This window comes from Cupriavidus sp. F041, assembly GCF_057814235.1.
The window spans coordinates 2,153,303-2,178,387 of record NZ_JBVASY010000001.1 but is presented as its reverse complement, the minus strand read 5'-3'; the positions used below and the strand labels follow the sequence as shown (position 1 = coordinate 2,178,387).

The 25,085-nt window shown below is 66.4% G+C and carries 22 protein-coding genes; 6 read left to right on the top strand and 16 right to left on the bottom strand.

The annotated features are described in order from the left end of the window. Positions 1 to 169 precede the first annotated feature (169 nt). Positions 170 to 673 carry a (2Fe-2S)-binding protein gene (locus ACZY0R_RS09940; protein ID WP_488858197.1) on the top strand — a complete coding sequence of 168 codons (504 nt, stop codon included), beginning with the start codon at positions 170 to 172 and terminating at the stop codon, positions 671 to 673. Further along, positions 670 to 3,000 carry a xanthine dehydrogenase family protein molybdopterin-binding subunit gene (locus tag ACZY0R_RS09935; RefSeq protein WP_488858196.1) on the top strand — a complete coding sequence of 777 codons (2,331 nt, stop codon included), beginning with the start codon at positions 670 to 672 and terminating at the stop codon, positions 2,998 to 3,000. The genes ACZY0R_RS09940 and ACZY0R_RS09935 overlap by 4 nt, the downstream gene beginning before the upstream one ends. A gap of 64 nt (positions 3,001 to 3,064) precedes the next feature. On the opposite strand, the gene ACZY0R_RS09930 is transcribed toward ACZY0R_RS09935, so the two are convergent. After that, entirely contained in the window at positions 3,065 to 3,979 is a 915-nt protein-coding gene (locus ACZY0R_RS09930; RefSeq protein ID WP_488858195.1) for a LysR family transcriptional regulator, read from the bottom strand. 140 nt (positions 3,980 to 4,119) lie between these two features. Between ACZY0R_RS09930 and ACZY0R_RS09925 the strand changes: the two genes are divergently transcribed. Both ACZY0R_RS09925 and ACZY0R_RS09920 read left to right on the top strand, forming a co-directional pair. After that, positions 4,120 to 4,806, top strand: coding sequence for a CoA transferase subunit A (locus ACZY0R_RS09925; RefSeq protein ID WP_488859622.1), 687 nt, complete (start codon positions 4,120 to 4,122; stop codon positions 4,804 to 4,806). Continuing rightward, the gene (locus ACZY0R_RS09920) at positions 4,803 to 5,438 is read left to right on the top strand and encodes a 3-oxoacid CoA-transferase subunit B (RefSeq protein WP_045235765.1); all 636 of its coding nucleotides are present in this window, start codon (positions 4,803 to 4,805) and stop codon (positions 5,436 to 5,438) included. Before ACZY0R_RS09925 ends, ACZY0R_RS09920 begins: the two co-directional genes overlap by 4 nt. Before the next feature lie 6 nt (positions 5,439 to 5,444). Here the strand turns inward: ACZY0R_RS09920 and ACZY0R_RS09915 are convergent, their stop codons facing one another. From ACZY0R_RS09915 to ACZY0R_RS09900, 4 genes are all read right to left on the bottom strand, one after another. Continuing rightward, positions 5,445 to 6,326 carry an alpha/beta fold hydrolase gene (locus tag ACZY0R_RS09915; RefSeq protein ID WP_488858194.1) on the bottom strand — a complete coding sequence of 294 codons (882 nt, stop codon included), beginning with the start codon at positions 6,324 to 6,326 and terminating at the stop codon, positions 5,445 to 5,447. Positions 6,327 to 6,453: 127 nt separating this feature from the next. Beyond that, the gene (locus tag ACZY0R_RS09910) at positions 6,454 to 7,485 is read right to left on the bottom strand and encodes an isocitrate/isopropylmalate dehydrogenase family protein (protein WP_488858193.1); all 1,032 of its coding nucleotides are present in this window, start codon (positions 7,483 to 7,485) and stop codon (positions 6,454 to 6,456) included. Between the two features lie 207 nt (positions 7,486 to 7,692). After that, positions 7,693 to 8,259: an FMN reductase gene (gene msuE / locus ACZY0R_RS09905; protein WP_488858192.1), complete on the bottom strand. Its 567-nt coding sequence runs from the start codon at positions 8,257 to 8,259 to the stop codon at positions 7,693 to 7,695. 658 nt (positions 8,260 to 8,917) lie between these two features. Beyond that, positions 8,918 to 9,766, bottom strand: a complete 849-nt coding sequence (locus ACZY0R_RS09900; RefSeq protein ID WP_488858191.1) for a D-amino acid aminotransferase — start codon at positions 9,764 to 9,766, stop codon at positions 8,918 to 8,920. Between the two features lie 568 nt (positions 9,767 to 10,334). Here ACZY0R_RS09900 and ACZY0R_RS09895 point away from each other — a divergent pair. Next, positions 10,335 to 11,060, top strand: a complete 726-nt coding sequence (locus ACZY0R_RS09895; RefSeq protein WP_488858190.1) for a response regulator transcription factor — start codon at positions 10,335 to 10,337, stop codon at positions 11,058 to 11,060. Positions 11,061 to 11,106: 46 nt separating this feature from the next. Here the strand turns inward: ACZY0R_RS09895 and dkgB are convergent, their stop codons facing one another. The 4 genes from dkgB to ACZY0R_RS09875 all read right to left on the bottom strand — a co-directional run bounded on the left by dkgB (position 11,107) and on the right by ACZY0R_RS09875 (position 14,810). Next, positions 11,107 to 11,910: a 2,5-didehydrogluconate reductase DkgB gene (gene dkgB / locus ACZY0R_RS09890; RefSeq protein WP_488858189.1), complete on the bottom strand. Its 804-nt coding sequence runs from the start codon at positions 11,908 to 11,910 to the stop codon at positions 11,107 to 11,109. Positions 11,911 to 12,091: 181 nt separating this feature from the next. Continuing rightward, positions 12,092 to 12,748, bottom strand: coding sequence for a DUF3299 domain-containing protein (locus ACZY0R_RS09885; protein ID WP_488858188.1), 657 nt, complete (start codon positions 12,746 to 12,748; stop codon positions 12,092 to 12,094). Positions 12,749 to 12,762: 14 nt separating this feature from the next. Then, positions 12,763 to 14,040 (bottom strand): ABC transporter permease, encoded by a 1,278-nt coding sequence (locus ACZY0R_RS09880; RefSeq protein WP_488858187.1) that lies wholly within the window; start codon positions 14,038 to 14,040, stop codon positions 12,763 to 12,765. Next, positions 14,034 to 14,810, bottom strand: coding sequence for an ATP-binding cassette domain-containing protein (locus ACZY0R_RS09875; RefSeq protein WP_488858186.1), 777 nt, complete (start codon positions 14,808 to 14,810; stop codon positions 14,034 to 14,036). The genes ACZY0R_RS09880 and ACZY0R_RS09875 overlap by 7 nt, the downstream gene beginning before the upstream one ends. 183 nt (positions 14,811 to 14,993) lie before the next feature. Between ACZY0R_RS09875 and ACZY0R_RS09870 the strand changes: the two genes are divergently transcribed. Further along, entirely contained in the window at positions 14,994 to 16,232 is a 1,239-nt protein-coding gene (locus tag ACZY0R_RS09870) for a TetR/AcrR family transcriptional regulator (RefSeq protein ID WP_488858185.1), read from the top strand. Between the two features lie 164 nt (positions 16,233 to 16,396). Here ACZY0R_RS09870 and ACZY0R_RS09865 read toward each other — a convergent pair whose 3' ends face one another. The 7 genes from ACZY0R_RS09865 to ACZY0R_RS09835 form a co-directional block, all read right to left on the bottom strand. Continuing rightward, complete coding sequence (locus ACZY0R_RS09865) at positions 16,397 to 17,422, bottom strand: ABC transporter ATP-binding protein (RefSeq protein WP_488859620.1); 1,026 nt, start codon at positions 17,420 to 17,422, stop codon at positions 16,397 to 16,399. Continuing rightward, positions 17,412 to 18,389, bottom strand: coding sequence for an ABC transporter ATP-binding protein (locus ACZY0R_RS09860; protein WP_488858184.1), 978 nt, complete (start codon positions 18,387 to 18,389; stop codon positions 17,412 to 17,414). The genes ACZY0R_RS09865 and ACZY0R_RS09860 overlap by 11 nt, the downstream gene beginning before the upstream one ends. 90 nt (positions 18,390 to 18,479) lie before the next feature. Beyond that, entirely contained in the window at positions 18,480 to 20,183 is a 1,704-nt protein-coding gene (locus ACZY0R_RS09855; protein ID WP_488858183.1) for an ABC transporter substrate-binding protein, read from the bottom strand. 102 nt (positions 20,184 to 20,285) lie between these two features. Beyond that, complete coding sequence (locus tag ACZY0R_RS09850) at positions 20,286 to 21,116, bottom strand: ABC transporter permease (protein ID WP_488858182.1); 831 nt, start codon at positions 21,114 to 21,116, stop codon at positions 20,286 to 20,288. 95 nt (positions 21,117 to 21,211) lie between these two features. Then, the gene (locus ACZY0R_RS09845) at positions 21,212 to 22,168 is read right to left on the bottom strand and encodes an ABC transporter permease (protein ID WP_488858181.1); all 957 of its coding nucleotides are present in this window, start codon (positions 22,166 to 22,168) and stop codon (positions 21,212 to 21,214) included. 402 nt (positions 22,169 to 22,570) lie between these two features. Beyond that, positions 22,571 to 23,710 (bottom strand): acyl-CoA dehydrogenase family protein, encoded by a 1,140-nt coding sequence (locus ACZY0R_RS09840; protein WP_488858180.1) that lies wholly within the window; start codon positions 23,708 to 23,710, stop codon positions 22,571 to 22,573. Positions 23,711 to 23,742: 32 nt separating this feature from the next. Then, positions 23,743 to 24,927 carry an acyl-CoA dehydrogenase family protein gene (locus ACZY0R_RS09835; RefSeq protein ID WP_488858179.1) on the bottom strand — a complete coding sequence of 395 codons (1,185 nt, stop codon included), beginning with the start codon at positions 24,925 to 24,927 and terminating at the stop codon, positions 23,743 to 23,745. Between the last annotated feature and the right edge of the window lie 158 nt (positions 24,928 to 25,085).

The following is a 25,085-nucleotide window of genomic DNA, read 5'->3' as shown; positions in this document are numbered from 1 at the left end:
TGCGCGTTGCGCAACGCTGCCGCAGCGGCATGGCGCCCGGCCGGGCGGTCCACTCCCACCACACGAACCACTCCCCCGCCTTCACGCACGCGGCAGCGCAGGAATGCGCAGGCACTGGCTCGCACGCCAGTCTTCTTCCCCGTTGCACCATCCCCGCAAAAAAAAACACATGAGAACAATCACGATCAACGGTGTGCCGCAAAAGATCGACCTGCCCGACGATGCTCCGCTGCTGTGGGCCGTGCGCGATCACATCGGCCTGACCGGCACCAAGTTCGGCTGCGGCATGGCGCTGTGCGGCGCCTGCACCATGCATATGGATGGACAGCCGATCCGCTCGTGCGTGACACCGATCTCGGCAGTCGCGGGCAAGAAGATCACCACGATCGAAGGCTTGTCGGCCGACAAGATCGGGCAGGCCTTGCAGGCAGCCTGGGAGGAATTCGGCGTGCCGCAGTGCGGCTACTGCCAGGCCGGCCAGTTGATGTCGGCCACTGCGCTGCTGCACGCGAACCCGCACCCGAGCGAGGAAGACATCGACGGCGCCATGAGCGGCAACATCTGCCGCTGCGGCACCTATACGCGCATCCGCGCCGCCATCCAGCACGTCGCCAGATCGAACGTGGCCGCGAAACCGGCTGCCCAGCCGGCTGGCAAGAGGAGCGCAAAATGAGCGAACGAAACGTTCTCGCCGTGGCACAGGCCCAGCCGGACCACGCCGGCAGCCCGCAATCCGCCGGGCGCCGCCGCTGGCTCAAGGGCATGGGCGCCGTTGCCGGGCTGACGCTCACCGTGGGCCTGGACGGCATCGTGCTGGCGGCCGACGAACCCAAAAAATACGGCCGCGACGGCATGCCCGGCGGCGCGGTGGACAGCCCGCTGGTCTTCCTCTCCATCGGCGAGGACGGCAAGGTGAGCATCGTGTGCCACCGTTCGGAGATGGGACAGGGCGTGCGCACCAGCCTCCCGATGGTGGTGGCCGACGAACTCGAGGCCGACTGGGCGCAGGTGCTGGTGGTGCAGGCCCCGGGCGACGAGATCCGCTACGGCAACCAGAACACCGACGGCTCGCGCAGCGTGCGGCATTTCTTCGAGCCCATGCGGCGCGTCGGCGCCAGCGCCCGGACGATGCTGGAGGCCGCCGCCGCCGCGCGCTTGGGCGTGCCGGTGAACGAAGTGCAGGCCCGCAACCATGCCGTGGTCCACATACCCAGCGGCAAGAGCCTCGGCTATGGCGCGCTGGCGAAGGACGCCTCGCGCCTGCCGGTACCCGCCCCCGCCAGCCTCAAGCTGAAGGATCCCGCCCAGTTCCGCTATATCGGCAAGAACAGCACGCGCAATATCGATGGTCACGCCATCGCCACGGGCCGCGCGCAGTACGGCATCGACGTGCGGCTGGACGGCATGCTCTACGCCGTGATCGCGCGCCCGCCGGTGTTCGGCGGCAAGCTGGCCAGCGTCGATGCCACGCAGGCCATGAAAGTGCCCGGCGTGATCAAGGTGGTCGAACTGGCGGGCAGCCCCGCGCCCGCGATGTTCCATCCGCTCGGCGGCGTGGCCGTGATCGCCACCAATACCTGGTCGGCCATCAAGGGCCGCGAGGCGCTGAAGCTGCGCTGGGACGATGGCCCCAATGCCAGCTACGAGTCCGGCGCGTTCCGGGTGACGATGGAGAAGGCCGCGAGCCAGCCCGGCAAGGTGGTGCGGAACCAGGGCGACACCATGGCCGCGCTGGCCGGTCCCGGCAAGCGGGTCACGGCGCGGTATTACCTGCCGCATATCGCGCACGCCACGATGGAGCCGCCGGTTGCTACCGCGCGCGTCGCCAGCGGCAAGTGCGAGGTCTGGGCATCGGTGCAGGCGCCGCAGGCCACGCGTGAAACGGTGGCAGGGCATCTGGGCCTGAAGCCCGAGGACGTCACGGTGCACGTGACGCTGCTGGGCGGCGGATTTGGCCGCAAGTCCAAGCCTGACTTCGCCGCCGAGGCCGCGCTGCTGTCAAAGGCCATGGGCGGCAAGCCGGTCAAGGTGACCTGGACGCGCGACGACGACCTGCATCACGATTACTTCCACACGGTTTCGGTTGAGCACATGGAGGCGATGCTCGGCGCCGACGGCCGCGCGCAGGCCTGGCTGCACCGCACCGCCGCATCCACCATCACGTCCACCTTCGTGGCCGGCGCAAAGAACGAAGCCGCGTTCGAGCTAGGCATGTCCGCGGTAAACATGCCGTTCGACATCCCCAACGTGCGCGTGGAGAATCCGGAGGTGGAAGCGCACACGCGCATCGGCTGGTTCCGCTCGGTGTCCAATATCCCCCACGCGTTCGCGGTCCAGTCGTTCGCGGCGGAGCTGGCCACGGCTGCGGGACGCGATCATCGCGACTACCTGCTGGCGCTGCTGGGCCCGGACCGCCGCATCGACCCGAACCAGTTGTCCGACGCCTGGAACTACGGCGAATCGCCGCAGCAATATCCGCTCGATACCGGCCGCCTGCGCGGCGTGATCGAACTGGCCACGCGCGAAGCCGGGTGGGGCAGGAAGCCGCCGAAGGGACACGGGCTGGGGCTGGCAGTCTGCTACAGCTTCGTGACCTATGTAGCGGCGGTGATCGAGGTGGTGGTGGGCGACGATGGCGGCATCAGCATCCCGCGCATTGACATGGCGGTGGACTGCGGCGCGCAGGTCAACCCGGACCGCATCCGCTCGCAGGTGGAAGGCGCCTGCATCATGGGCATCAGCCTGGCCACCACGGGTGAGATCACCTTCAAGGACGGACGCGCCCAGCAGGACAACTTCCACCAGTACGAGGTAATGCGCGCGCCGTCGGCGCCGCGCCAGATCCACGTGCACCTGGTGCCGGGCAAGTTCGACGCGCCGCTCGGCGGCGTCGGCGAACCCGCCGTGCCGACCATTGCACCCGCGCTGTGCAATGCGATCTTCGCGGCTACGGGCAAGCGCATCCGCGCGTTGCCGGTCCGGGACCAGTTGAAGGCCTGAGCACGGGGGCACGGCCCCTCGCATTCGACCCGGGCGGCTCCCCGCCGCCCGGCCCGTTCAGGATTCAGCCCGGCTGCCGGCCCTTCCCCCTCCCCTGCCGGCACCGCTCGATCAACCGCAGCACCGTGGGCGAGCGTTCGTTCTTGCGATGTACCACGGCAAGCTGCGACGTCACCTCGTTGCGCGCCAGCGGTTTGAATACCACGTCGGGCGGCGCGAACGCGCGCATCGAGGCCGGGATCAGCGCCACGCCGAACCCGGCCGCCACCATGCTGATGATGGTGGCCATCTGGCTCGACAATGCCTCCACGCGCGGCTGGAAGCCGGCATTGCCGCAGATGGCAAGGGTGATGGCGTAGAAGCCGGTGCCGTGTTCGGTGTGCGTGCAGATAAACGTCTCGTCGCGCAGCATGGCCACATCGATGCGCGCACGGCTTGCCAGCGCATGCGTGGCATGCAGCGCGACCACGACCGCTTCCGCGGCGATATCGAACAAGGCCAGCCCCTCGGGCAAAGCTTGCAACGGCGGGCGGATAAAGCCGATATCGAGCGCGCCGCGCGCAACCGCATCGAGCTGGGCCGGCATGTCCATCTCGCGCATCGCAAGCCGCACGGCCGGATAGTCCTGGCGGAAGCGATAGACAAGCCTCGGCAGCAAACCCGAGAGCGCGGCGGATGCCACGTAGCCGATGGACGCGCTGCCGAGATCGCCACGGCTCGCGCTGGCGGTGGCCAGTTCGGCGTGCCGGACCTGCCGCAGGACGCCCAGCGCTTCCTCATGGAAGACAACGCCAACCTCCGTCAGCGCCAGCCGGCGCTTGCTGCGCGAAAGCAGCGGCGCACCCGCCTCCTGCTCGATCCACCTGAACTGCTGGCTCAGCGCCGGCTGCGAAATGCCGAGGCGCTCCGCCGCGCGGCCAAAGTGCAGTTCCTCCGCCAGCGCGGCGAAGTATCGATAGTGTCGGAGTTCCAGGTTCATCGGGATGGCCAGTGCGCACAATATAAGCCTAGCTTATCAACAATTAAGCCTCTTGTACTTGAACCTATCGATCCGAACGCCGCATGATGCATGGCTTGGCGGCGGGGAAGCTGCGGATCGGGAGCGTGTCGGGCATGGAATTGGTCAACAAACGGGTAGCAAGCTGCGGCGAGGCCATCGCCGATCTGCGCGACGGCGCCACCATGATGGTGGGCGGCTTCGGCAGCGCCGGCCTGCCCGGCGGCCTGATCGCCGCGGTGCTGGCGCATGGCGCCAGTGATCTGACGGTGATCTCCAACAACGCCGGCTACGACGGCGAGGGCGTGGCGAGCCTGATCGAAGCCGGGCGCGTGCGCAAACTGGTCTGCTCGTATCCGCTGACGGCCGGGGCCACGGCCTTTCGCGACGCTTACCGGCGCGGCGAAGTCGAGCTGGAACTGGTGGCCCAAGGCACGCTGGTGGAGCGCATCCGCTGCGCCGGGGCCGGGCTGGGCGGCTTTTACTGCCCCATCACCGCCGGGACCATTCTTGCCGAGGGCAAGGACACGCGCGAGATCAACGGCGTGCAGCACGTGCTGGAACTGCCGCTGCATGCGGATTTCGCGCTGATCCGCGCGGGCACCGCCGATCGCCTCGGCAACCTGGACTATCACCTGGCCGGGCGCAACTTCAATCCCGTGATGGCGACCGCCGCGCGCGTGGTGGTGGCCGAGGTCGACACGATGGTCGATGCCGGCGCCATGAACCCCGAACATATCGTGACGCCGGGCATCTTTGTCCATCGCCTCGTCACCACCGATGGCCAACCCGCCGGGAGCGAACAATGATGCGATGGAACAGGGAGCAGATCGCCCGGCGCGCGGCGCAGGACATCCGCACGGGATCCTATGTCAACCTGGGCATCGGCCTGCCGACGCTGGTCGGGGACATGATCCCGCCCGAGCGGGAGGTCTTCCTGCATAGCGAAAACGGCATCCTGCATCTCGGGCCGCGCCCGCCGCAGGGCCAGGAAAACCCGGAACTGATCAACGCCAGCAAGCAGCCGGTGACGCTGCGCCCCGGCGCGGCGATCTTCGATTCCGCGCTGAGCTTTGCCATGATGCGCGGCGGCCATCTGGACCTGGCCATCCTGGGCGCCTATGAAGTAGCGGAAAACGGCGACCTGGCCAACTGGACCCGCGGCGACCCCAACACCCCGCCAGCCGTGGGCGGCGCCATGGAACTCGCCTTCGGCGCCCGCGAGGTCTGGGTGCTGATGGAACACACCACGCGCGACGGCCGCCCGCGCCTGCTGCGCCGCTGCACGCTGCCGTTGACCGCACGCGGCGTGGTCCGCCGCATCTATACCGACCTGGCGGTGATGCGCGTGACGCCCGATGGCTTGCGCGTTGAGGCAATGGCGGAAGGCATCACACTGGAAGCGCTGCAGGCGGTGACCGAGGCGCGCCTCCTGCCCTGACGCCCGTCAGCGGCCGGACACCACCCGCCCGATCCACGCGGCGAGGATGGCAATCACCTCCGCACTGTTGGTCTCGTTCAACGTCTCGTGGCGTGCGCCGCCGAATACGTGGGACGACACATCGGTCTGCCCCGCCGCGCGATAGCGGCTGACCAGCGGATCGAACCAGGCCAGGTGATTATTGACCGGATCACGGTCGCCGGTGAACAGGTAGATGGGCAGCCCCGGACGGATGCGGCGCAGCGTATCCGGCTCGGCCAGGCGCGCGCATTCGGCGAACATCGAGGCGCGCGACGCCGGCGTGGCGGTGAAGCCGCACAGCGGATCGGCGATATACGCATCCACCTGTGCCGGGTCGCGGCTGAGCCAGTCGAAGGGCGTGCGGCTGTCCGGCACCCCGGCATTCATATCCTCGAGCTTGAACCCCGCCCGCGCCGCCTCGAGCATCAGGTCCACCGCGGTGGTGCCCGACAGCGCCGCGCCGGCGAGCAACTCGCTGTGCTCGACCAGGTAGCACTGCGTGGCGAACGACCCCATGCTGTGGCCGAACAGGATCAGCGGCAAGCCGGGATGCTGCGCCCGCGAGTGCCGGCTGAGCACGGCCATATCGTCCGCCAGTGCTACAAAGCCACGCGGCCCAAATTCGCCAAGCCTATCCTGGGCGGCCGCATCGGCGCCATGCCCCCGGTGCTCGCTGGCATAGATCACATAGCCCGCGCCCACCAGCGCTTCGGCCAGCGGCCGGTAGCGCCGCGCGTGCTCGCCCATGCCATGCGCGATCTGCACCACGGCGCGCGGCGCCGCGCCTGCCTGCCAGCGATGGACCTCAATCTTGTGGTCGTCGTTGGAATCAAGACGGAAGTGGAAGTACGGTTCCGATGTCTGCATGCCAAGCCCTCGGTTAGCGCCGGCTCGTGTCGGAAGTGACGGTAGCGGCGCAACCATGGTACGCAAGAGTGCGTGGCGGGACTATCCGGGTTGGTCCTGTCCGCGGCGCCCCGCATGCGCCGGTGCGTCAACCCAGCCGCTTCACCACCGCGTCGGCAAACTGCAGCGTGGACGCCGAGCCCTTCAGGTCGCCAGTCCTGACCTGGTCCTCATTGAGCGCCAGGTCGATCGCCTTGCGCAGCCGCAACGCCAGGTCCTGCCGGCCTCCATGTTCGAGCATCAGGCCGGCGGCCAGCATCAGCGAAATCGGATTGGCGATGCCCTTGCCGGCGATATCGGGAGCCGAGCCGTGCACGGCCTCGAAAATGGCGGCGGTATCGCCGATATTGGCCCCCGGCGCCATGCCCAGCCCGCCCACCAGGCCGGCAATCTGGTCGGAAAGGATATCGCCGAACAGGTTGGTACAGAGCAGCATGTCGAACTGCCAGGGATTGAGAACGAGCTGCATGGCGCAGGCATCGACGATGCGGTCGTCCATCTCCACGCGGCCCGCATAGTCCTGCGCCACCTCGCGCGCGGCTTCCAGGAAGATCCCGGTCAGTGCCTTGAGGATATTGGCCTTGTGCACCACGGTGATCTTCTTGCGCTGGTTCCTGACCGCGTACTCGAAGGCGAAGCGGGCGATGCGCCGGCAGGCGTCGCGCGTATTGGTGCCGGTGGATACGGCCACGGCATGCGGATCGTCGCCCACCGGGATGTAATAGTCGTGGGCCACGTAGAAGCCGCCCACGTTCTCGCGCACCAGCACCAGGTCGATGTTCTCGAAGCGTCCCGGCACCAGCGTGCGGGCGGGCCGCACATTGGCATAGAGATTGAAGGCTTCGCGCAGGCGCACGTTGACCGAGCGGAAGCCGCCGCCGACGGGCGTGGTCAGCGGGCCTTTCAGCGCCAGGCCGGTACGGCGAATGCTGTCAAGGGTAGCCTCGGGCAACGGGTCGCCGCCCTGGGCGATGCCCGCCATGCCGGCCTGCTGCACGTCCCAGGAAAACGGCGCGCCCAGCGCGTCCAGCACCCTGACGGTGGCCTCCACCACTTCCGGCCCGATGCCGTCCCCGGGGATCAGGGTGGCGGGGATCTGATTGGCTGCTTGGTGTTCCATATGCTTGTCCTTTCAAGGGATTGGGCGCCGCGCCGACGGAGGAGCCGGGGCGGGCTTTCGCTCACAAGCATAGATTACGCCCATGTCAATCGCGCGAGAGCGCGCATGGGAAGGCAATGCCGGACACGATCCGTCAATAAGGACACGGCGTGGCAACGAACGCTTGCCGAGAGCCGGGATGAAGACATCCCGGCTGCGGCGCTCCCCTCAGGCGGCGCGCTGCAGCGGCGATCTGCGGCTGGCGCCGAACAATGGCGCGGCGCGGTCGGCCGCCAGGCGGATGCGCTCGGCCAGCGCATCGCTGCTGACCTGGTGGTTCTGGAAATCGCCGGGGCTACCATACACGCCGATCGGCAGCGTCAGCGCTTGCAGGAATCCGAACAAGGGCCGCAGCTGATGCTCCAGCACCAGCGCGTGCCGGTCGCTGCCACCCGTGGCCGCCAGCAGCACGGGCTTGTCGGCCAGCGCCTCCTGCCCCACCAGGTCGAACAGATGCTTGAAATGGCCGGAATAGGACCCGCGATAGACCGGCGTCGCCACCACCAGCAGGTCGGCAGACTCGATGGCAAGCAGCTCGTTTTCAATCTCCGGCGGCAGTTCGGCGCGCGTCAGCGCGGCGCCCAGCGGACGGGCGATCTCGCCCAGGTTGACGATATGGCTGTGCAGCAGCAGCTTGCCATCGAGCTCGGCAAGCAGCGCCTGCACCAACGCGAGCGTGCGCGAGGGCTGTTGCGTACTGCCGTTGACGGCAACCACTTTCAGCGGTGTAGCCATTGGAAAACCTCCTGTCGATATCGATTGGTCCTGGATTCGCGCATTGCAATGCCTGCCCGGTGCCGCGCATGCGGCAGCGCTTGCGCAGCGCCGTTGTCCGCAGGCTTTGTCCGTCGCAAGCGGTCGCTTACAAGTCCCTCACGATAGCGCAGCACAACAAGCCGCCGAAGGACGAAATTCGTCTTTGCTTAGATGCGTGGGGTGTATATGCGAATGCGAATCCCGACCGCCATCGCGTGCGCTGCGGCCCTCCCCCGCTTCGCGCCGCCTGCACGGATTTCGCGTTTGCATATCCGGAATCATTCGCTCGCGAGCGCGAGGCGCAGGCCATGCTGGCACTGGCCGGGCCTGCCCGCGCTGGCGTATGGCAAGCCGGGGAAGAGGCTGCGTTGACGTTGGGGAAGCTGAAACTGGAAGCAGCGGGGCAAATCCCTGACTGCTGCGCCCGACGACGCCTACTGGCAGGTCCGCCCGCAGGCCGCCAGGGCGCAAGGAGAGCCGGAATACCGCGCCGCGCCGCAGGCGCTGACAGCCGCAGCATGATCGCCGCGGCCCGCCTGGAACTGGATACCGCCGCCGGCACGCTGCTGCTCTGCGGGCCGGACGGGCAACGCCGGTCGCTCGGTCACGCCGGGCAACCAGCCACACCGTTCCCGTACTACGGCGCCACCTTGGCTGCCTGGTACGCGGCGTAGAGCTTCTTGAACACAGGGCCAGGCTCGCCGCTGCCGATGGTCTTGCCGTCGATAGTCACCACCGCGAGGATCTCCTTGCTGGCCGACGTCAGCAGCACCTCGTCGGCAGCCATTACCTCGTCCTGCGAAATCCGGCGCGCTTCCAGCGAGATATCCAGCGCTGCGCACAACTCCTCCATCCAGCCGTAGCGGATGCCTTCCAGGATCAGGTTGTCCTTCGGCGGCGCCGAGACCCGGCCCTTGCCGACCACCCAGACATTCGACGCCGAGGCTTCGGTCAGCGCGCCGTCGCGGAACTGGATGGTTTCGGTGACACCGTGCTCCGCCGCGTTCTGCGCCGCCAGCACATTGCCCAGCAGGGAGGTCGACTTGACCTGGCAGTGCAGCCAGCGCTTGTCCTCGGCCGTCACGCAGGCCACGCCCTTCTCGCGCATGTCCGCCGACGGCAGCGACATGGGGTTGGTCATGATCAGCACCGTCGGCGTCACCTCCTTGGGGAAGGCATGGGTGCGCCGTGCCACGCCGCGCGTGACCTGAATGTAGACCATCTGGTCGCTGAGGCCGTTGGCGCGCACCACGCGGTCGATCAGCGCCATCCACTCCGGCTCGGCGTGCGGGTTGGGAATGCCGATGGTTGCCAGGCTGCGCCCCAGGCGGGCCAGGTGCTGCTGCAGGCGGAAGGGCTTGGCGCCGTAGATGGGGACGACTTCATACACGCCGTCGCCAAAGATAAAGCCGCGGTCCAGCACGGGGATGCGGGCTTCGGACAAAGGCGTGAGTTCGCCGTTGAGGTAGACGATTTCGTCGTTCATGTTGGGTAGCGCCAGGGCAGGGAGAGCGGTAAAGGGACGGAAGCGGAATCCGTCGGTTGCCGTATTGTTCCATAAGCCCCGGCGGGCGCTTATGCAAAATCGGCATGAGCTGCCCGAGGACGGCCCCCGGGGCCACCGGGTGACGCCTGTATCACTACGGGCAGCCGGCCATCCTTGACGCCACCGCAAGAGGACTGAGGCCCGGGCCGTCCCGGCGGTGTTCCCGGGACGACGTGTGGATTATCGGGACGGGGCCGTTTTTGCGAAAGACCCGTAATAGGCAAATGTTTCTACTCAGGCAACTACAGCAAAGCGCTCGCGCGCGCTCACCGGACTCGCGCGTTTAGGACGTGTCCGATTTCATTGCCAGCACGCCGCCAGTAAACTGGCGGCATGCTTTCCGCTGCCGCCTCCCCTCCCTCCGATATCCACGCCTTGCAGGCACTGGGGCTCGCGCGTGCCGGGTCGCTGGCTGAACCGGACGCCAGGCTGCGGCAATGAGATACAGAGGTATCGCAGCCGATGCGCGCGCCGGCCCGCGAACCGCACTAACGCGTTGGACAAATCTATGAAGATTGCACTGCTCGCGGATCGGTCGCTTAAGGCCAAGATCATGGCAGACGCCCTCTCCCGCGCCGGGGTGTATTGCCACACCTACCACGCAAGCCGCGAGTTCTTTCGCGGCATCGACCAGTCCGGTTACGATGTCCTGCTGGTCGACCAGGAACTGGCCGACCTGCCTGCCGTTGAGGCTGTGTGCGCGCTGCGCGGCGCCGGGCGCTGCAAGGTGCCGGTGCTGGTGGTTTCCAACCGCCGTGACGAGGACTCGGTCGTCAATACCCTGCAAGCCGGGGCCGACGACTATATGATCCACCCCCTGCGCTTGCGCGAACTGGTGGCCCGGCTGCACGCGCTGCAGCGCCGCGCGGCCTCACACCAGCAAGCCCCGAGCCCGGACATCACGGTCGGGCACTATTCACTGGATTGCCAGTCGCACCAGGCCGTGTTTCAGGGGCGCCGCATGCCGCTGCCCCCCAAGGAGTTCGATCTTGCTTCGCTGCTGTTTTCCAGCGTCGGCCGCGTCTTGTCCCACGCCTACATCGAATGCGCGATCTGGGGCTATGCGCTGCCGCCGCGGTCGCGTGGGCTGGCCAGCCTGGTGTCGCGCCTGCGCGCGACCCTGGAGCTGCATCCCCGGAATGGCCTGGTCATCATGGTCGTGTATGGCCACGGCTATCGCCTGGATGAAACCGGTGCCCGGCGGCAACGGCCGAGCCCGCACATGATTGGCTGAGCGACGGCTGCCGCGCCGGCTTCGGTAACATCCCATCCGTGTCGCCTCAATCCCAAACAGGCGCCAACCCCTCCGGACTGGTCAACCTCCCGCCACTTTCCAACCCCGAGATCTCCTCCATCTCCCCCTCCGACAAGCGCAAATCAACGGCCCCAAGATTACTCTCCAGGTTAGCCCGCTTGGTCGAAGACGGAATCACCGCATATCCAAGCCGCATGGCCCAGGCCAGCACCACCTGCGCAGGCGTAGCGCCGTGCCGCTGCGCGATCTCCCGTATCACCAGGTCCTGCAGCGCCTTGCCGTAGGCCAGCGTCATATACGACGTAATGTGTATGCCCTGGCTGCGCGCAAAGTCAGCGACCTTGCGGTTCTGCAGGAAGGGATGCAACTCGATCTGGTTGGTGGCGATCGCCCCCGCGCCAACGGCGTCGATCGCCTGCCGCATCAGGTCGACGGTGAAGTTGGATACACCGATCTGGCGGGTGAGTCCTTGCTCGCGAGCCTCGGCCAGCGCGGTCATGAATTCGGCGACCGGGACCGCGTTGTCCGGAGACGGCCAGTGGATCAAGGTCAGGTCGACATGGTCGGTGCGCAGCCTGGCGAGACTCTCCTTGAGACTGGGCACCAGTTTGTCGCGTGAGAGATTCTCGATCCAGATCTTGGTCGTCACGAACAGGTCGGCACGGGCGACGCCGCTCTCGGCGATGGCCTGGCCGACTTCGGCCTCGTTGCCGTAGATCTGCGCGGTGTCGATCACGCGGTAGCCAACGTCGAGGCCGTTGCGCACGGAATCGATGACAGTCTGGCCTTGCAGGCGGAAGGTACCGAGGCCAAGGGCGGGAATGGGCATTGTTGTTTCCTGATTCGGGGTTTTATCTGGCCGATGGGGCCACGGCTTGCCGCAACGCAAGCCCTGCTTGCCTTCACAGCGAACATGCCCCGAGTATCCGCGCTGCCCGCCACGAGAAAAACCATGTCCCGCGCAGAAGATACTTGATTCCGGAGCAAGAATGGAGCGCGCGCTGCCTCCGCTATTGCCGCGCGGGCGGGCGATAGGACTCCACCCGCGCCCCGTGCATGGCATAGCCGGCGTAGCCCATCATGGTGTCTGCCCGCACGACCCGCATCGCGCCGCCGATCCACACGGTGTCCATGGTGCGCAGCCCCGGCAACGGCTTGTCCGTGCGGACGTGGATGACCTGGTTGGCCGGCGGCGGTGGCACATGGATGCACGCGCCGAAGTACGGCACCAGCAAGAACTCGCGAATCGCCTCGCCCTCTGCGTCGAGTGAAACCACAAAACCGGCAAGACGTACCGCCGCGCCATCCGGGGTGGGTTCAACGGGCGCGTTCTTCCAGTACTGCCGTGCCTTGTACAGGGCAATCTGCGCGCGGGGATCGGCGTCGTCGAGTTCGTCGAGCTTCAGGCCCTTGAACGGCGCCAGCGGGTCCCAGCCCGTTGGCAGCAAATCTCGCCACGCTATCTCGCGGAAGGCGGGGTCAGGCGTGGAAGGCGCGACGGCAGGGCGCAATGCCTCGCCTACTGCATAGGCGGATTCGCGTGTGGCGGCGCCCGCGTTGGCCCCGGACTCCGGCGCGGACAGCGGCCGGAAGAAATACGCCGCGCCTCCGCCGGCCAGCGCGATGACCGTGAGCGCAAGCAACGTGCGCCGGAAGCGGGCAGTCATTGGCGTCTTCGTCTTCATGTCGTCGGCATCAGCCCGTCGGCCAGGCTCAGGCGATAGGCGCGCCATCCAGGCAGCAGGCTCACGCAGAAACCGGCGCCCACCGCGGCGGCCAGCAGCGGCCATTCGCCCGGCGTGGGCCAGGCTGCAGGCACCGTTACGCCGAAGGCGGATTGCAGATAAGGGCCGGACACCGCCGCCAGCAGCGTCACCAGCGCGAGGCCAAGGAGCGCGCCCGCCAGCATCACCACCAGCCCTTCCAGCGCCAGCATCGCCAACAGGTCGCGCGGCCGTGCGCCGACCGAGCGCAGGATGGCGAGTTCGCGCCGCCGCTCGCCCAGCGCGGCAAGGATGGACGAAGCCAGCCCCGCCAGCCCGACCACCACCACCAGCCCCGACACCACCAGCAACGCGCGCTCGGCGACACCGGTCACGCGCCATAGCTCATCCAGCGCCACGCCCGGGAGCACCGCCATCAGCGGCTCATGCGGGTCTTCGGCAATCTCCCGCTGCACGGTGAAGACGTGCGACCTGAGCTTCAGTCCGACCAGCACGCCGGTCACGCTATGGGGCGTCAGGTCGAACTTGCGCACCTGCTCCGGGAGGATGGCAAGGCCCGGCAGCGGCATGCCGCCTTCCCAGCCAAGGTGGATGGCCTGCATCGCTTCCAGCCCGATATGCACGGTGCGGTCCACCGGCGTGCCGGTGCGCGCAAGGATGCCGCTCACGACGAAGGGCCTGTCCTCATGCCCGGCATGGACCGCGTGCGCCGGCCCTTCTCCATCGCCATCCCCGTGGCTCAATACGATGCGGTCGCCCACGCGATAGCCCAGCCGGTTCGCCACCTCGGCGCCGAGCACGGCATCGAACAGCGCCGCGAACGGCTGGCCCTGGGCGAGCACCAGCGGTTGCCGGTCGCCGTAGCGGTAATGCGCGAAGTAGCCGGCGGTGGTCGCCAGCACCGCGAAGCCTCGGTGCGAGTCGCCCAGCGAAAGCGGAATGGTCCACGCCACGGCCGGATGGCCCGCCAGTCGCCGGACGCTGTCCCAACTCATATTATTGGTCGTGCCGCCAAGGTGAAACACGGTGTAAAGCATCAGCTGGACCGGGCTGGTGCGCGCGCCCACCACCAGGTCGGTGCCGGACACCGATTGCGCAAAACTCGCCCGTACCTGGTGCCGGATGCGCTCCGCCCCCAGCAGCATGGCAGTGGACATGGCAATTGCCAGCAGCATCAGCAGCAGGTTGAAGCGGCGGTTCCATGCGCTGCGCGCGGCCATCGCGAGCATCACCATCCTGCCGCCTCCGCCACATCCGGCGCATCCGGCGCATAGGCCGCCGGCAGCGACACCCGCCTCTGGAAGCGCGTGGCCAGGCGTTCGTCATGGCTGACAAACACAAGGCTGGCGCCGGCGGTTCCGCATTCCCGCTGCAGCAAGTCCATGAAGGCCTGCTGTCGGGGCGCGTCCAGCGCGGAAGTGGGTTCGTCGGCAAGCACCAGGCGCGGGCGGCCGATCAGCGCGCGGGCCGCCGCCACGCGCTGCTGCTGGCCGACGGAAAGCCGGGTCACGGCACGCTGCCACAGCGCCCGCGGCAGGTCGAGCTGCGCAAGCAGCGCATGCGCGGCGGCTTGCGGCGTGGCGCCCTGCGCCGCGCTGCGCTCGCGACGGCTGCGCGAGAAGCGGCACGGCAGCAACACGTTGTCCACGACGGAAAGATAGGGCAGCAGGTTGAATTGCTGGAAGATGAGGCCGATATGGTCGGCCCGGAAGCGGTCGCGCCGCGGCGCGCTAAGCGCATCCGGCGCCGTGCCCAGCACGCGCAGGCTGCCCTGCTGCGGCACCAGCACCCCGGCCAGCATCGACAGCAAGGTGCTCTTGCCGCTGCCGCTCGGGCCACAGACGAATACCTGCTCGCCCGCGCCCAGCCGGAACCGGTCGAGCCGCAGGCAAGGCGCAGCCTGCCCGGGCCATGTGAACGCGATGCCCCGCAGGTCGATGACGGGATCGCCGTTGGTGCTGTTCGCCGCGTTGATCAGGTCGATCCCGCTGGTACCGCTGGCCATCCGATGCCCTCCTCGCGCCGCCAGGCGATCGGATGCCACGTTGGTGAGCCCTTGCGCGGCATCAAACGGAAGCCATCCTGTGAATCCGTTCGGTACACTTACAGTCCCGTCGAGACCGCCCGGATCAATGCGCCCGCTCAAATGATCCGCGCCTCCGGCCAACGAACGCAGATACATCACTCCATGCTCAAGGAAACAGCGGAAGCCCGCCCCACACGCCGTTATGTGGAGAAACGCGAAGCGATTCTCGACGCGGCTGCCCGCCTGTTCAACCGGAAGGGCTTGCGTGGCGCCACGCTCTCGGACGTCGCGCAGGAGGTCGGGCTCAGCACCAACAGCATCACCTACTACTACCGCAAGAAGGAAGACCTTGTGGTGGCCTGCCTGATGCGCACGATCGACGAGATGGCGGGCATCGCCGACGCCACGGCCGGCGAGCCCGGCCCGGAGGCACGGGTGCGCCGGTTTATCGCCCTGTTCTTCGAGCGGCTGGCCAGGACGGCAACGGGAGAGCGCCCGGAGCTGATGAGCTTTCGCGAGATCCGCTCGCTGCCGGACACCCACGCGGATGTCGCCTTCGAGGCGTACACGGACATGTTCCGGCGTATCCGCAAGCTGCTGCGTGCGGAAGCACCGCGGAGCCCCGCGCAACGCAGCGCGCTCAGCGCGGCAGCGCACTTGCTGCTGTCGCTCACCAGCGGCGCGATGACATGGGTCGAGCGCTACGAACCGCAGGACTACCCGAAAGTCGCGGAAACGGTCGTGGATCTGCTGCTCAACGGCTTTGCCTCGCCTTCCTCGAAATGGGACGACACCACACCCGCCTCGCCGCCGCTGCCGGTGATCGACACACCCGAGACAACTCAGGAAGCCTTCCTGCGCGCCGCCACCGAATTACTCAACGAACTGGGCTATCGCGGCGCCTCCGCGGATCGCATTTCCGCGCGGCTGAATCTCACCAAGGGATCGTTCTATCACCACAACGAGAACAAGGACGACCTGATCTCCGCCTGCTTCGACCGCATGTTCGCGGTCATCCGGGATGCGCAGTCGAAGGTGGAGGAAGGGCCGGGCACGGGCTGGGACAAGCTGTGCGCGATCTCGCGTGCGCTGGTGAGCTATCAGTTCTCAAGCAAGGGGCCGCTGCTGCGGCTGACCATCTATGGGGCGCTGCCGGAGGAGATGCGCAAGGAGAAGATGTTGACGATGAGCCGGCTGTCGGCACGGTTTACACGGTTTCTGGTGCAGGGGATGCAGGATGGGTCGATCCGGCCGATGGATCAGTCGATTGCTTCGTTGCAGGTGAATGGGATGATTAATGCGGCGGTGGAGTTGCAGCGGTGGGTGCCGGATGCTTCCGGGGGGAATGCTGGGGATTTATTTATTCGGCCTTTATTTATGGGGTTGTTTTCTGGGGAGTGACAGGGGGGTTTTTTATCGATTTTTAATCGGTTATTGCTTTTTTTAAGCGGCGTTGGTTTTTGGACCCAACAGCGTACGACATCCCCCTGCGGGGGACGCCGTATTCATTTGGGTCCAAAAACCAACACCGCCAGAATATAACCAAATAGAAAACAATAACCCACTCATTCCAAATGGCAAGCCACCATCTGCCCACCGCCCCTCTCCCTCAACACCGGATCCTCCCCCCTGCACCGCTCAGTAGCCTGCGCGCAGCGCGGATGAAACCGGCACCCCGCCGGCGGATTCAACGGACTCGGCACCTCCCCTTTCAGCACAATCCGCTGCCGCCTTTCCTCCGCCTCGACACTGGCCACCGGCACGGCAGACAGCAACGCCCTGGTATAGGGATGCCGCGGATTCGCATATAGCTCGTCACGGCTGGCGATCTCCACAATGCGGCCGAGATACATCACGGCAATCCGGTCGCTGATATGGCGCACCACCGCGAGATCGTGGGCAATAAAGACATAGGTCAGCCCAAGGCGCCGCTGCAACTCCATGAACACATTGACCACCTGCGCCTGGATCGACACGTCCAGCGCGGAGACCGGCTCGTCGCAGACAATCAGCCTGGGCTCCACGGCCAAAGCCCGGGCAATACCGATGCGCTGGCGCTGCCCCCCGGAAAACTCGTGCGGGTAGCGGTCCGCCATGTAGGGCAGCAGCCCCACCATCTGCAACAGCTCCGCGATACGCGCGCCATAGCGCGCCTTGTCGCTCGCCATGCCATGCACCTCCAGCGGCTCACCGATGATGTCACGCACTTTCATGCGCGGATTCAGCGATCCGAACGGGTCCTGGTAGACCATCTGCACGCTGCGCCGGAAGTTCTTTTCCTGCGCCTTGCTGAAGGTGGAGAAGTCGTCCCCGTCAAAGGCGATCCGACCGCCGCTGGCGGCGAGCATCTTGATGATGGCCAGCCCGGTCGTGGATTTTCCGCAGCCGCTTTCGCCGACCAGGCCAAGTGTCTCGCCACGCCTGAGCGTGAACGATACGCCGTCCACGGCCTTCACAGATCCCACTTGACGCTTGATGAAGACGCCCTTGGTCACGGGGAAATGAACCTTGAGATTCTCGACGCGCAGGATCTCGTCGCCGATCTCGCCATACCGGGGCGCGGCAGGCGCCGCCTGTGTCTCAGTCTGCATCATGGAGGAAGCATGCCTTGTAGTGGTTCGGGCGAACGGCACGCAGCGCCGGGCGCGACAGGCCGCATTGATCGGAGGCTAGCTTGCACCGCGGCATGAAGGCACAGCCGGGCGGCAGCGCGGTCAGGTCGGGCGGCTGGCCGTCGATCGGCACCAGCGGCTGACGGGTATCGCCGTCAATGCGCGGCACCGAGGCCATCAGGCCACGCGTGTACGGGTGCGACGGATGGCCATACAGCTCCCGCGCTCTCGCGGTCTCGACCATGCGCCCGCCGTACATCACGGCCACGCGATCGGCATAGCGCGCCACCACGCCCAGGTCGTGCGTGATCAGGATCAGCGCCGTGTCCGACTTGCTGGCGAGATCCTTCAGCAAGTCGAGGATCTGGGCCTGCACCGTGACGTCGAGCGCAGTGGTCGGCTCGTCGGCGATGATCAACTGCGGCTTGCAGGCCAGCGCCATGGCGATCATGGCGCGCTGGCGCATGCCGCCCGAGAACTGGTGCGGATAGGCGCCCAGCCGGCTTTCCGCTTCCGGGATCTGCACCTTGCCGAGCAGCTCGCCGGCAATGCCGAGCGCGGTCTTCCACGGCATGCCCTGATGCAGGTTGATCGGCTCGGCGATCTGCTTGCCAACGGTCAGCGCCGGATTCATCGAGGACATCGGCTCCTGGAAGATCATGGCGATGCGGTTGCCCCGAATCGCGCGCATGCGTGCCGGACTGAGCTGCAGCAGATCTTGTCCGTCGAACAGGATCTCGCCCGATTCGATCCGTCCGGCCGGGCTGGGAATCAGCCCCAGGATCGACAGCGCGGTCACGCTTTTGCCCGAGCCGGATTCGCCGACGATGGCCAGCGTCTCGCCCGGCGCCACGTCGAACGAGACCTGGTCCACCGCCGTGACCACGCCACGGTCCGTACGGAACCGCGTCGTCAGCTTGTTCACCTGCAGAATGGGCTGCGTCATGCGCCTCCTCTGAGTGGCAAAGTGGCCAATTGCCTGAATGACGGTAATACGCGGGCCGGGCGCTCCGGCCCGCGCGTTCGCGTCACGGGTTCAGAATCCCATATTCTTCTTCATGTCCTGGTCGATCCACATCCGCGCGTAGATCGGGCCGGGACGCACCGCACCCGCACGCAGTTCGGCGTCGTAGTTCCTCACCCAGGGCCACCATGCGGTGTACTGGTAAGGGATCGGCAGCCAGATATACGGCGCATCCGCGAGCACGTCCCGCGTCAGCGCGCGCAATGCCTCCTGGCGGCGGCCGAGGTCGCGCATCTGGAAGGCTTCGTTCACGCGCTGCTCATACTTCAGATCGCCCCACTGCGCGGCGTTCCACACCTGGCCCTTCACGAAGCTCTTGCGGATCGTGGTGGTCGGGTTGGTATGCCCGTTGCTCATCAGGTAGCCGGGCGCATTGGTCTTGGTGGTCATGGCCGACAGGAAGGCGCCGTACTCCATCGGCTGGATCTCGATGCGCGCGCCAACCTGTTCGAGATAGGCTCCGATCAGCGGCAGCAGCTCCAGGTGCTCGGGCTGGCAGGCGCATACCTGCACCTTGAACGTGAAGCCTTTCGCATAGCCCGCCTCCGCCAGCAGCTTGCGTGCCTTGTCCGGGTTGTAGGTGAACAACTCCTTCACCGGCTCCGGCATGGCGCTCAGCGGTTCGAAGTAGCCTGCGTAGTCCGGATGCTGCGGATAGGCGAACAGTTCGGCATTGCCGCCGTAGAACTGCTTGACGATCTCCTGCTTGTTGACCGCCATGTTCAGCGCGCGCCGCACCCGGACGTCGTTGAACGGCTTGGTGTCGACGCGCAGCGCCACGTACTGGCCATTGGTCGACAACCAGCGCGACCACTTGAGCGCCGGCGCGCTCTTCTTGAGTTCATCGACAGCGGTCCAGCGGACATACTCCAGCACGTCGAGCTTGCCGGTGCGCAGCATGGTGTTGCGGGTGGACTCGTCCTTGACCGTGCGCAGTACCACCTTGTCGACGAAGGGCAGCTTGTAGTCCTTGCCGCCGATCTTGTCGCGGTCCCAGTACTGCGCGTTCTTGGTATAGGTGCTGGAAGTGCCCTGCACGAAGTTGCTCAGCAGGAAAGGCCCGCTGCCGTTCACATTCTTCCAGTTGCCGGCGCCGGCGGCCGCCACTTCCTTGGGCATGATGCCGGAGTAGTAGCCCCAGCCGAAGCGGTAATCCCATTCAGCGTTGTATTCCTTGAAGCGGAATACCACGGTGTACTTGTCTGTCGCCTCGACTTTGGTGAGGTGGTCGTAGTAGGCCGGGATCTTCTTGGCGCTGCTGTTCATCCGGGTGTAGCTGAAGACCACGTCGTCGGCCACCAGTTCGCGCTCTTCCATCACGCCGGCCTTGGCGGGAAACTTGACGCCCTTGCGCAGCCTGACTTCCAGCGTCAGCGGATCGACCCACTTCCAGCTCTCGGCCAGCTCGCCGCGGATCGCATCCTCAGGCAGCCAGGCGTCTGCCTGGAAGGCATATTTGCCGCCGTTGCGCCTGGCCTTGGAAAGATCGGCCACGAAGAGTTGCTCGTAGACCTGCCCGGTATCGTAGTTCTGCTTCCAGTTCCAGTCCGCCAGGTCCCAGGACAAGGCGGAGATGGTCGGATACATCGAGCCGATTTCGAGATTGCCGCCGTATTTCGGCGCTTCGGCCTGCGCACTGGCCGCGCCGGCGGACAGCGCCAGTGCCGCGCCCGTTGCCACCGAGACTATTGTTCTTTTCAAACCGCGTCCCTCCATCGTTGCCTCCTAGTTGCGCCCGTCAAGCCGCGACGCAAGCGATGCGCCCGCGCCCCTGGATCCTCCCGGGCCGGCGTCATGGCGCCAGCCCCTGGTATCTCGTTACCGCGTGCCGCGCATGCGCGGATCGAGCAGGTCGCGCAGTGCGTCGCCATAGACGTTGATGGCATAGACGACCACGGTGAGGCAGATGCCGGGGGCCAGCGCCAGCCAGGGCCCCTGGAACATGAAGGTGCGGCCGTTGCCGGAGAGCATGCCGCCCCAGGTCGGCGCCGGCGGCGGCACGCCGAGCCCGAGGAAGGACAGTCCGGACTCGGCCAGGATGGCCGTGCCCACGCGCGTGGTGAACAGCACGATGATGGGCGGCAGCACGTTGGGCAGGATATGGCGCCACAGGATGCGGCCGGTGGAGGCGCCCATGGACTGCGCGGCGTGGACATACATGTTCTCGCGTACCGAGACCACCGCGCTGCGGATGATGCGCGATCCGCCGACGCCCAGCAGCAGGCCCAGCGTGCCGATGATCTGCCAGCTGCCCGGGCCGAGCACGGACACCACCACGATCAGGATCACCAGGTCCGGAAAACTCATCCACGCATCCACCATGCGCTGCACGATCAGGTCGAACTTGCCGCCAAGGTAGCCGGACAGGATGCCGATCACCACCGACACCGCGGTGGCGAGCGTGGCCGCCGACAGCCCGATGATCACGGAAAGCTGCGCGCCATACAGGCAGCGCGACAGCATGTCGCGCCCGAGGTTGTCGGTGCCGAAGGGATGCGCCCACGACGGTGGCTGCAGCCGCTTCATCATGCTGATCTCGTTGACGCCATATGGCGCCAGCCAGTCGGCGAAGACACCGCAGAACAGGAAGATCAGGCAGATCACCGCGCCGGCGGCGCCCAGCGGCTTCTCGCGGAAGAGGCGCTTCACCAGAGCAAGGGCAGCGACAGCCCAACCCGTGCCGGACATCGGCCGCGGCGGTTGCGCCGCCTGGATTGCTGGGGCGTTTGCGATTGGACGGGCCATCAGCGATGCCTCACTTTCGGGTCGAACAGACCGTAGCTCAGGTCCACGAGCAGGTTGATGAGCATGACTGCCACGCCGACCACCAGGAACACGCCGGTGATGACGGGATAGTCCCGCTGGTTGACGGCGTCCAGCAACAGCAATCCCATGCCCGGCAGCGCGAAAATCTGCTCGATCACCACCGCGCCGCCGATCAGCAGCGGCGCCTGAAGGCCGATGAGCGTCACCACCGGGATCAGCGCGTTGCGCAGCGCATGGCGCAGGATCACCAGGCGTTCGTTCAGTCCCTTGGCCCATGCCGTGCGGATGTAGTCCTGCCGCAGCACCTCCAGCATCATCGTGCGCGTCATCCGCATGGTGATGGCGGACAGCGCCATGCCGAGGATGATGGCGGGCACCAGCATGTTGCTGATGTGCTGGAGCGGATCTTCAAGGAAGGGGACGTAGCGCACCTCCGGCGACCAGCCCCACCACACCGAGGGAAACACCATGACCATCGTGCCCAGCCAGAAGCTCGGCACCGCCAGCATCAGGATGGAGAAGGAGCGCGCCACGTAGTCGGCCGCGGTGTCCTGCCGGATGGCCGACAGCACGCCGACGGGCAACGCTACCGACAACGCCACGAACAAGGCCATCGCGCCAAGCGAAAACGTCGCAGGCATGCGCGCCACCACCATCTTCAGCACCGGCTCGCCCTGCCACAGCGACTGGCCCAGGTCGCCGTGCAGCACGATGCTGCCGACCCAGTGCAGGTACTGGCGCCACATCGGCTGGTCCAGCCCTAGCGCGCGGATCAGGTCGTCGCGGCTTTTTGCATCGGCGCTGATGTCGTTCTGGCTCAGCATCAGGTCAACCACATCGCCCGGCACCATGCGCACGATCACGAAGACGATCAGGCTGGCGAACAGCAGCGTGGGCAGCAGCGCCAGCAAGCGGCGCAGGATGTAGGCGCTCATAGCGTGGCGCCCGCCTCGAAGAAAGATACCGTAGATACGATAATTCTTGCCGCCCCGACCATATCGTCTCCTGTTCGGTGCTTCATGTGGCTGACCCGTGCAGCATGCCGGAATCGTTTGACGCTTAAATAGCGCGTACTACGACCAGAAATAAAGAACCTGCACAACGATTTTCCACCGGGCTGCTGTTTATGCAGATAGCGTACTTAGCATACCCAGAGTTCTAATTCGTGACAACCGAACTCGCCCTTGAATGTCTAGTGGATTTACCTAGGGTCCGCGTTCGCGGCGCGCACGTTGTGCAATGCAAACCCCGCCAGCGCAGGAGCAAGGGCGAGCGCAGGCCCCGCGCCTGCGCGCGGAAGACCTGCGAACCGGTTTCAGGATGGTGCGCTGCGGCGCTCAGTAGCCGCGCAGCGTGGCCCAGCGATGCGCGTGGAAGTTGGTGTCGCCGAGCAGTGTTTGCGCGGCGCAAGCGCGCTTCATATAGAAGCCGATCTCGAACTCGTCAGTCATGCCGATGCCACCGTGCATCTGCACGCCTTCCTGCACCGCAAGCGTCGCCGTGCTGCCCGCCCGCGCCTTGGCGGCCGATACGAGGGCGACAGGCTGGGCGGGGCTTTCGTCGAGCAACTGCTGGCTGCGCAACACCGCCGCGCGCGTGATCTCGATTTCGCTGAACAGGTGGGCGGCGCGATGCTGCAGCGCCTGGAACTCCCCGATGATCTTGCCGAACTGCCTGCGCTCCTTCAGGTACTGCAAGGTGCGTTCGAACACCTCGTCGGCAATGCCGACGAGTTCCGACGCCAGCGCGGCGCGCGCGATATCGAGGACCTGGCCGAGCATGGCCGCGCCGCCGCCCACCCGGCCGAGCACGGCGCCGGCGTCGACCCGGACATCCCGGAACCGCACCCGGGCCGCATTGCGGGCATCCGCCATCACGGTGCGCTCGATGTCGATGCCGTCGCTGCCGCGTGGAACCAGGAAGAGCGTAATGCCATCCGGGTCGGCCGTGTCGCCACTGGTGCGGCCCACTACGATCAGCGTATCCGCGATGTGCCCGTCGATGACGAACACCTTGGCGCCATTGAGCACGTAGCCACCGTCTTGCTGCGCCGCACGCAGCGCCTGCCGCTCCGGCCGGTGCGCCGCGCTCTCGTCGATCGCAAGTGCCGTCAGGTGCTTGCCGGCGGCGATGGCTGGCAACAGCTTCGCCTTTTGCGCTTCGCTGCCGCACCGTGAGATCAGCGATGCGCCGAGCAAGGCGGTGGAGAAGAATGGCGTGGGCGCCAGCGTACGGCCCAGCGCTTCCATGAGGACGCCAGCCTCCACCACGCCAAGCTCGCTGCCGCCATACTGCTCTGGGATCAGCACGCCGGCAAAGCCCAGTCCGGCGAAGTCCTTCCAGAGTTGGGTCGAGAAGCCGGTCTCGTCGCGCGTATCGCGCAGCTTGCGCAACATCGCGACCGGCGCGCTTTCGCGCAGGAATGCCAGGGCGCTGTCCCGCAGCATCTCCTGGGTCTGGTTCAATACGATGGCCATGGTCGTTTCCGAAGCGTGAAGTTCTGGCGGCGTCAGGCGCCGGGCAGGCCAAGCAGCCGCTTGGCGACAATATTGAGCTGCACTTCGCTCGTGCCGCCCTCGATCGAGTTGGCCTTGCTGCGCAGCCAGCCGCGCGCGGTGGCGCCGTCCTGGCTGCGCTCGCTCTCCCATTCCAGCGCTTCGCTGCCGCCGATCGACATCAGCAGTTCATAGCGCCGCTTGTTGAGTTCGGCCCCGTAGTACTTCAGCACCGAGGAGAACGCCGCGATGCCCTCGCCTTGCCTGGCAAGGTCCACGGCCCGCTCTCCCGCCAGCCCGAAGGCCACCTCGTCGATCTCGAAGGTGGCGATCGGCGCGCGCAACATCGGCGCATCAACCTCCCCGCGTTCATTCTGGCCCAGCGTGTCGCGGGCAAGCCTGCCCATCGGCGGGCGCCGCCCTCGGCTGCCGATGGCGCTGATCATTTCCCGCTCGTGCGTCAACAGGTACTTGGCAATGGTCCAGCCGCCGTTCGGCTCGCCGACCAGGTTGCCGCGCGGCACCACGACTTCATCGAAAAAGGTCTCGCAGAATGGCGACTTGCCCGAGATCAGCACGATCGGGCGCGTCGACACGCCCGGCGTCTCCATGTCGAACAACAGGAAACTGATGCCGGTATGTTTCTGCGCCGCAAAATCGGTACGCACCAGGCAGAAGATCCAGTCCGCCTTGTCGGCGTAGGAGGTCCAGACCTTCTGGCCGTTGACGACAAAGTGATCGCCACGCTCGTCGGCGCGCGTCTGCAGCGAGGCCAGGTCCGACCCGGCGTTCGGTTCCGAGTAGCCCTGGCACCAGCGGATTTCCCCACGCGCGATCCTGGGGAGGTGCTCCCGCTTTTGCTGCTCGGTACCGAACTTCAGCAACGCCGGGCCAAGCATCCAGATGCCGAAACTTTGCAGCGGCACCCGGCAACCAAGCGCCTGCATCTCCTGGCGCAGCACCTTGGCTTGCTCGCGGGACAGGCCGCCGCCGCCGTACTCGCGCGGCCACTCCGGCACCGTCCAGCCCTTCTCGCCCATGCGCGTGAGCCAGAGGCGCTGCGCTTCGGACTGGAAGCGGAACTTGCGTCCGCCCCAGCAGATATCGTCTTCGTTGCGTACCGGCTGCCGCATCTCGGACGGGCATTGCGCTTCCAGCCAGGCACGTACCTCCTGCCGGAAGGTTTCCAGGTCATCCACGCTTGTCTCCTTTTTTATTTTGGCTTGCTACGTCCTGCCCGGCGTTCCATGCATACCGGCTTAGCTGGTTATATAAGTCAATCCCGGCAACGTCAATACTCCATTTCCTAAAATGGAGGGAGTGTCCGGCCGCCCCTGCCGCATGGCGCGAAAAACGG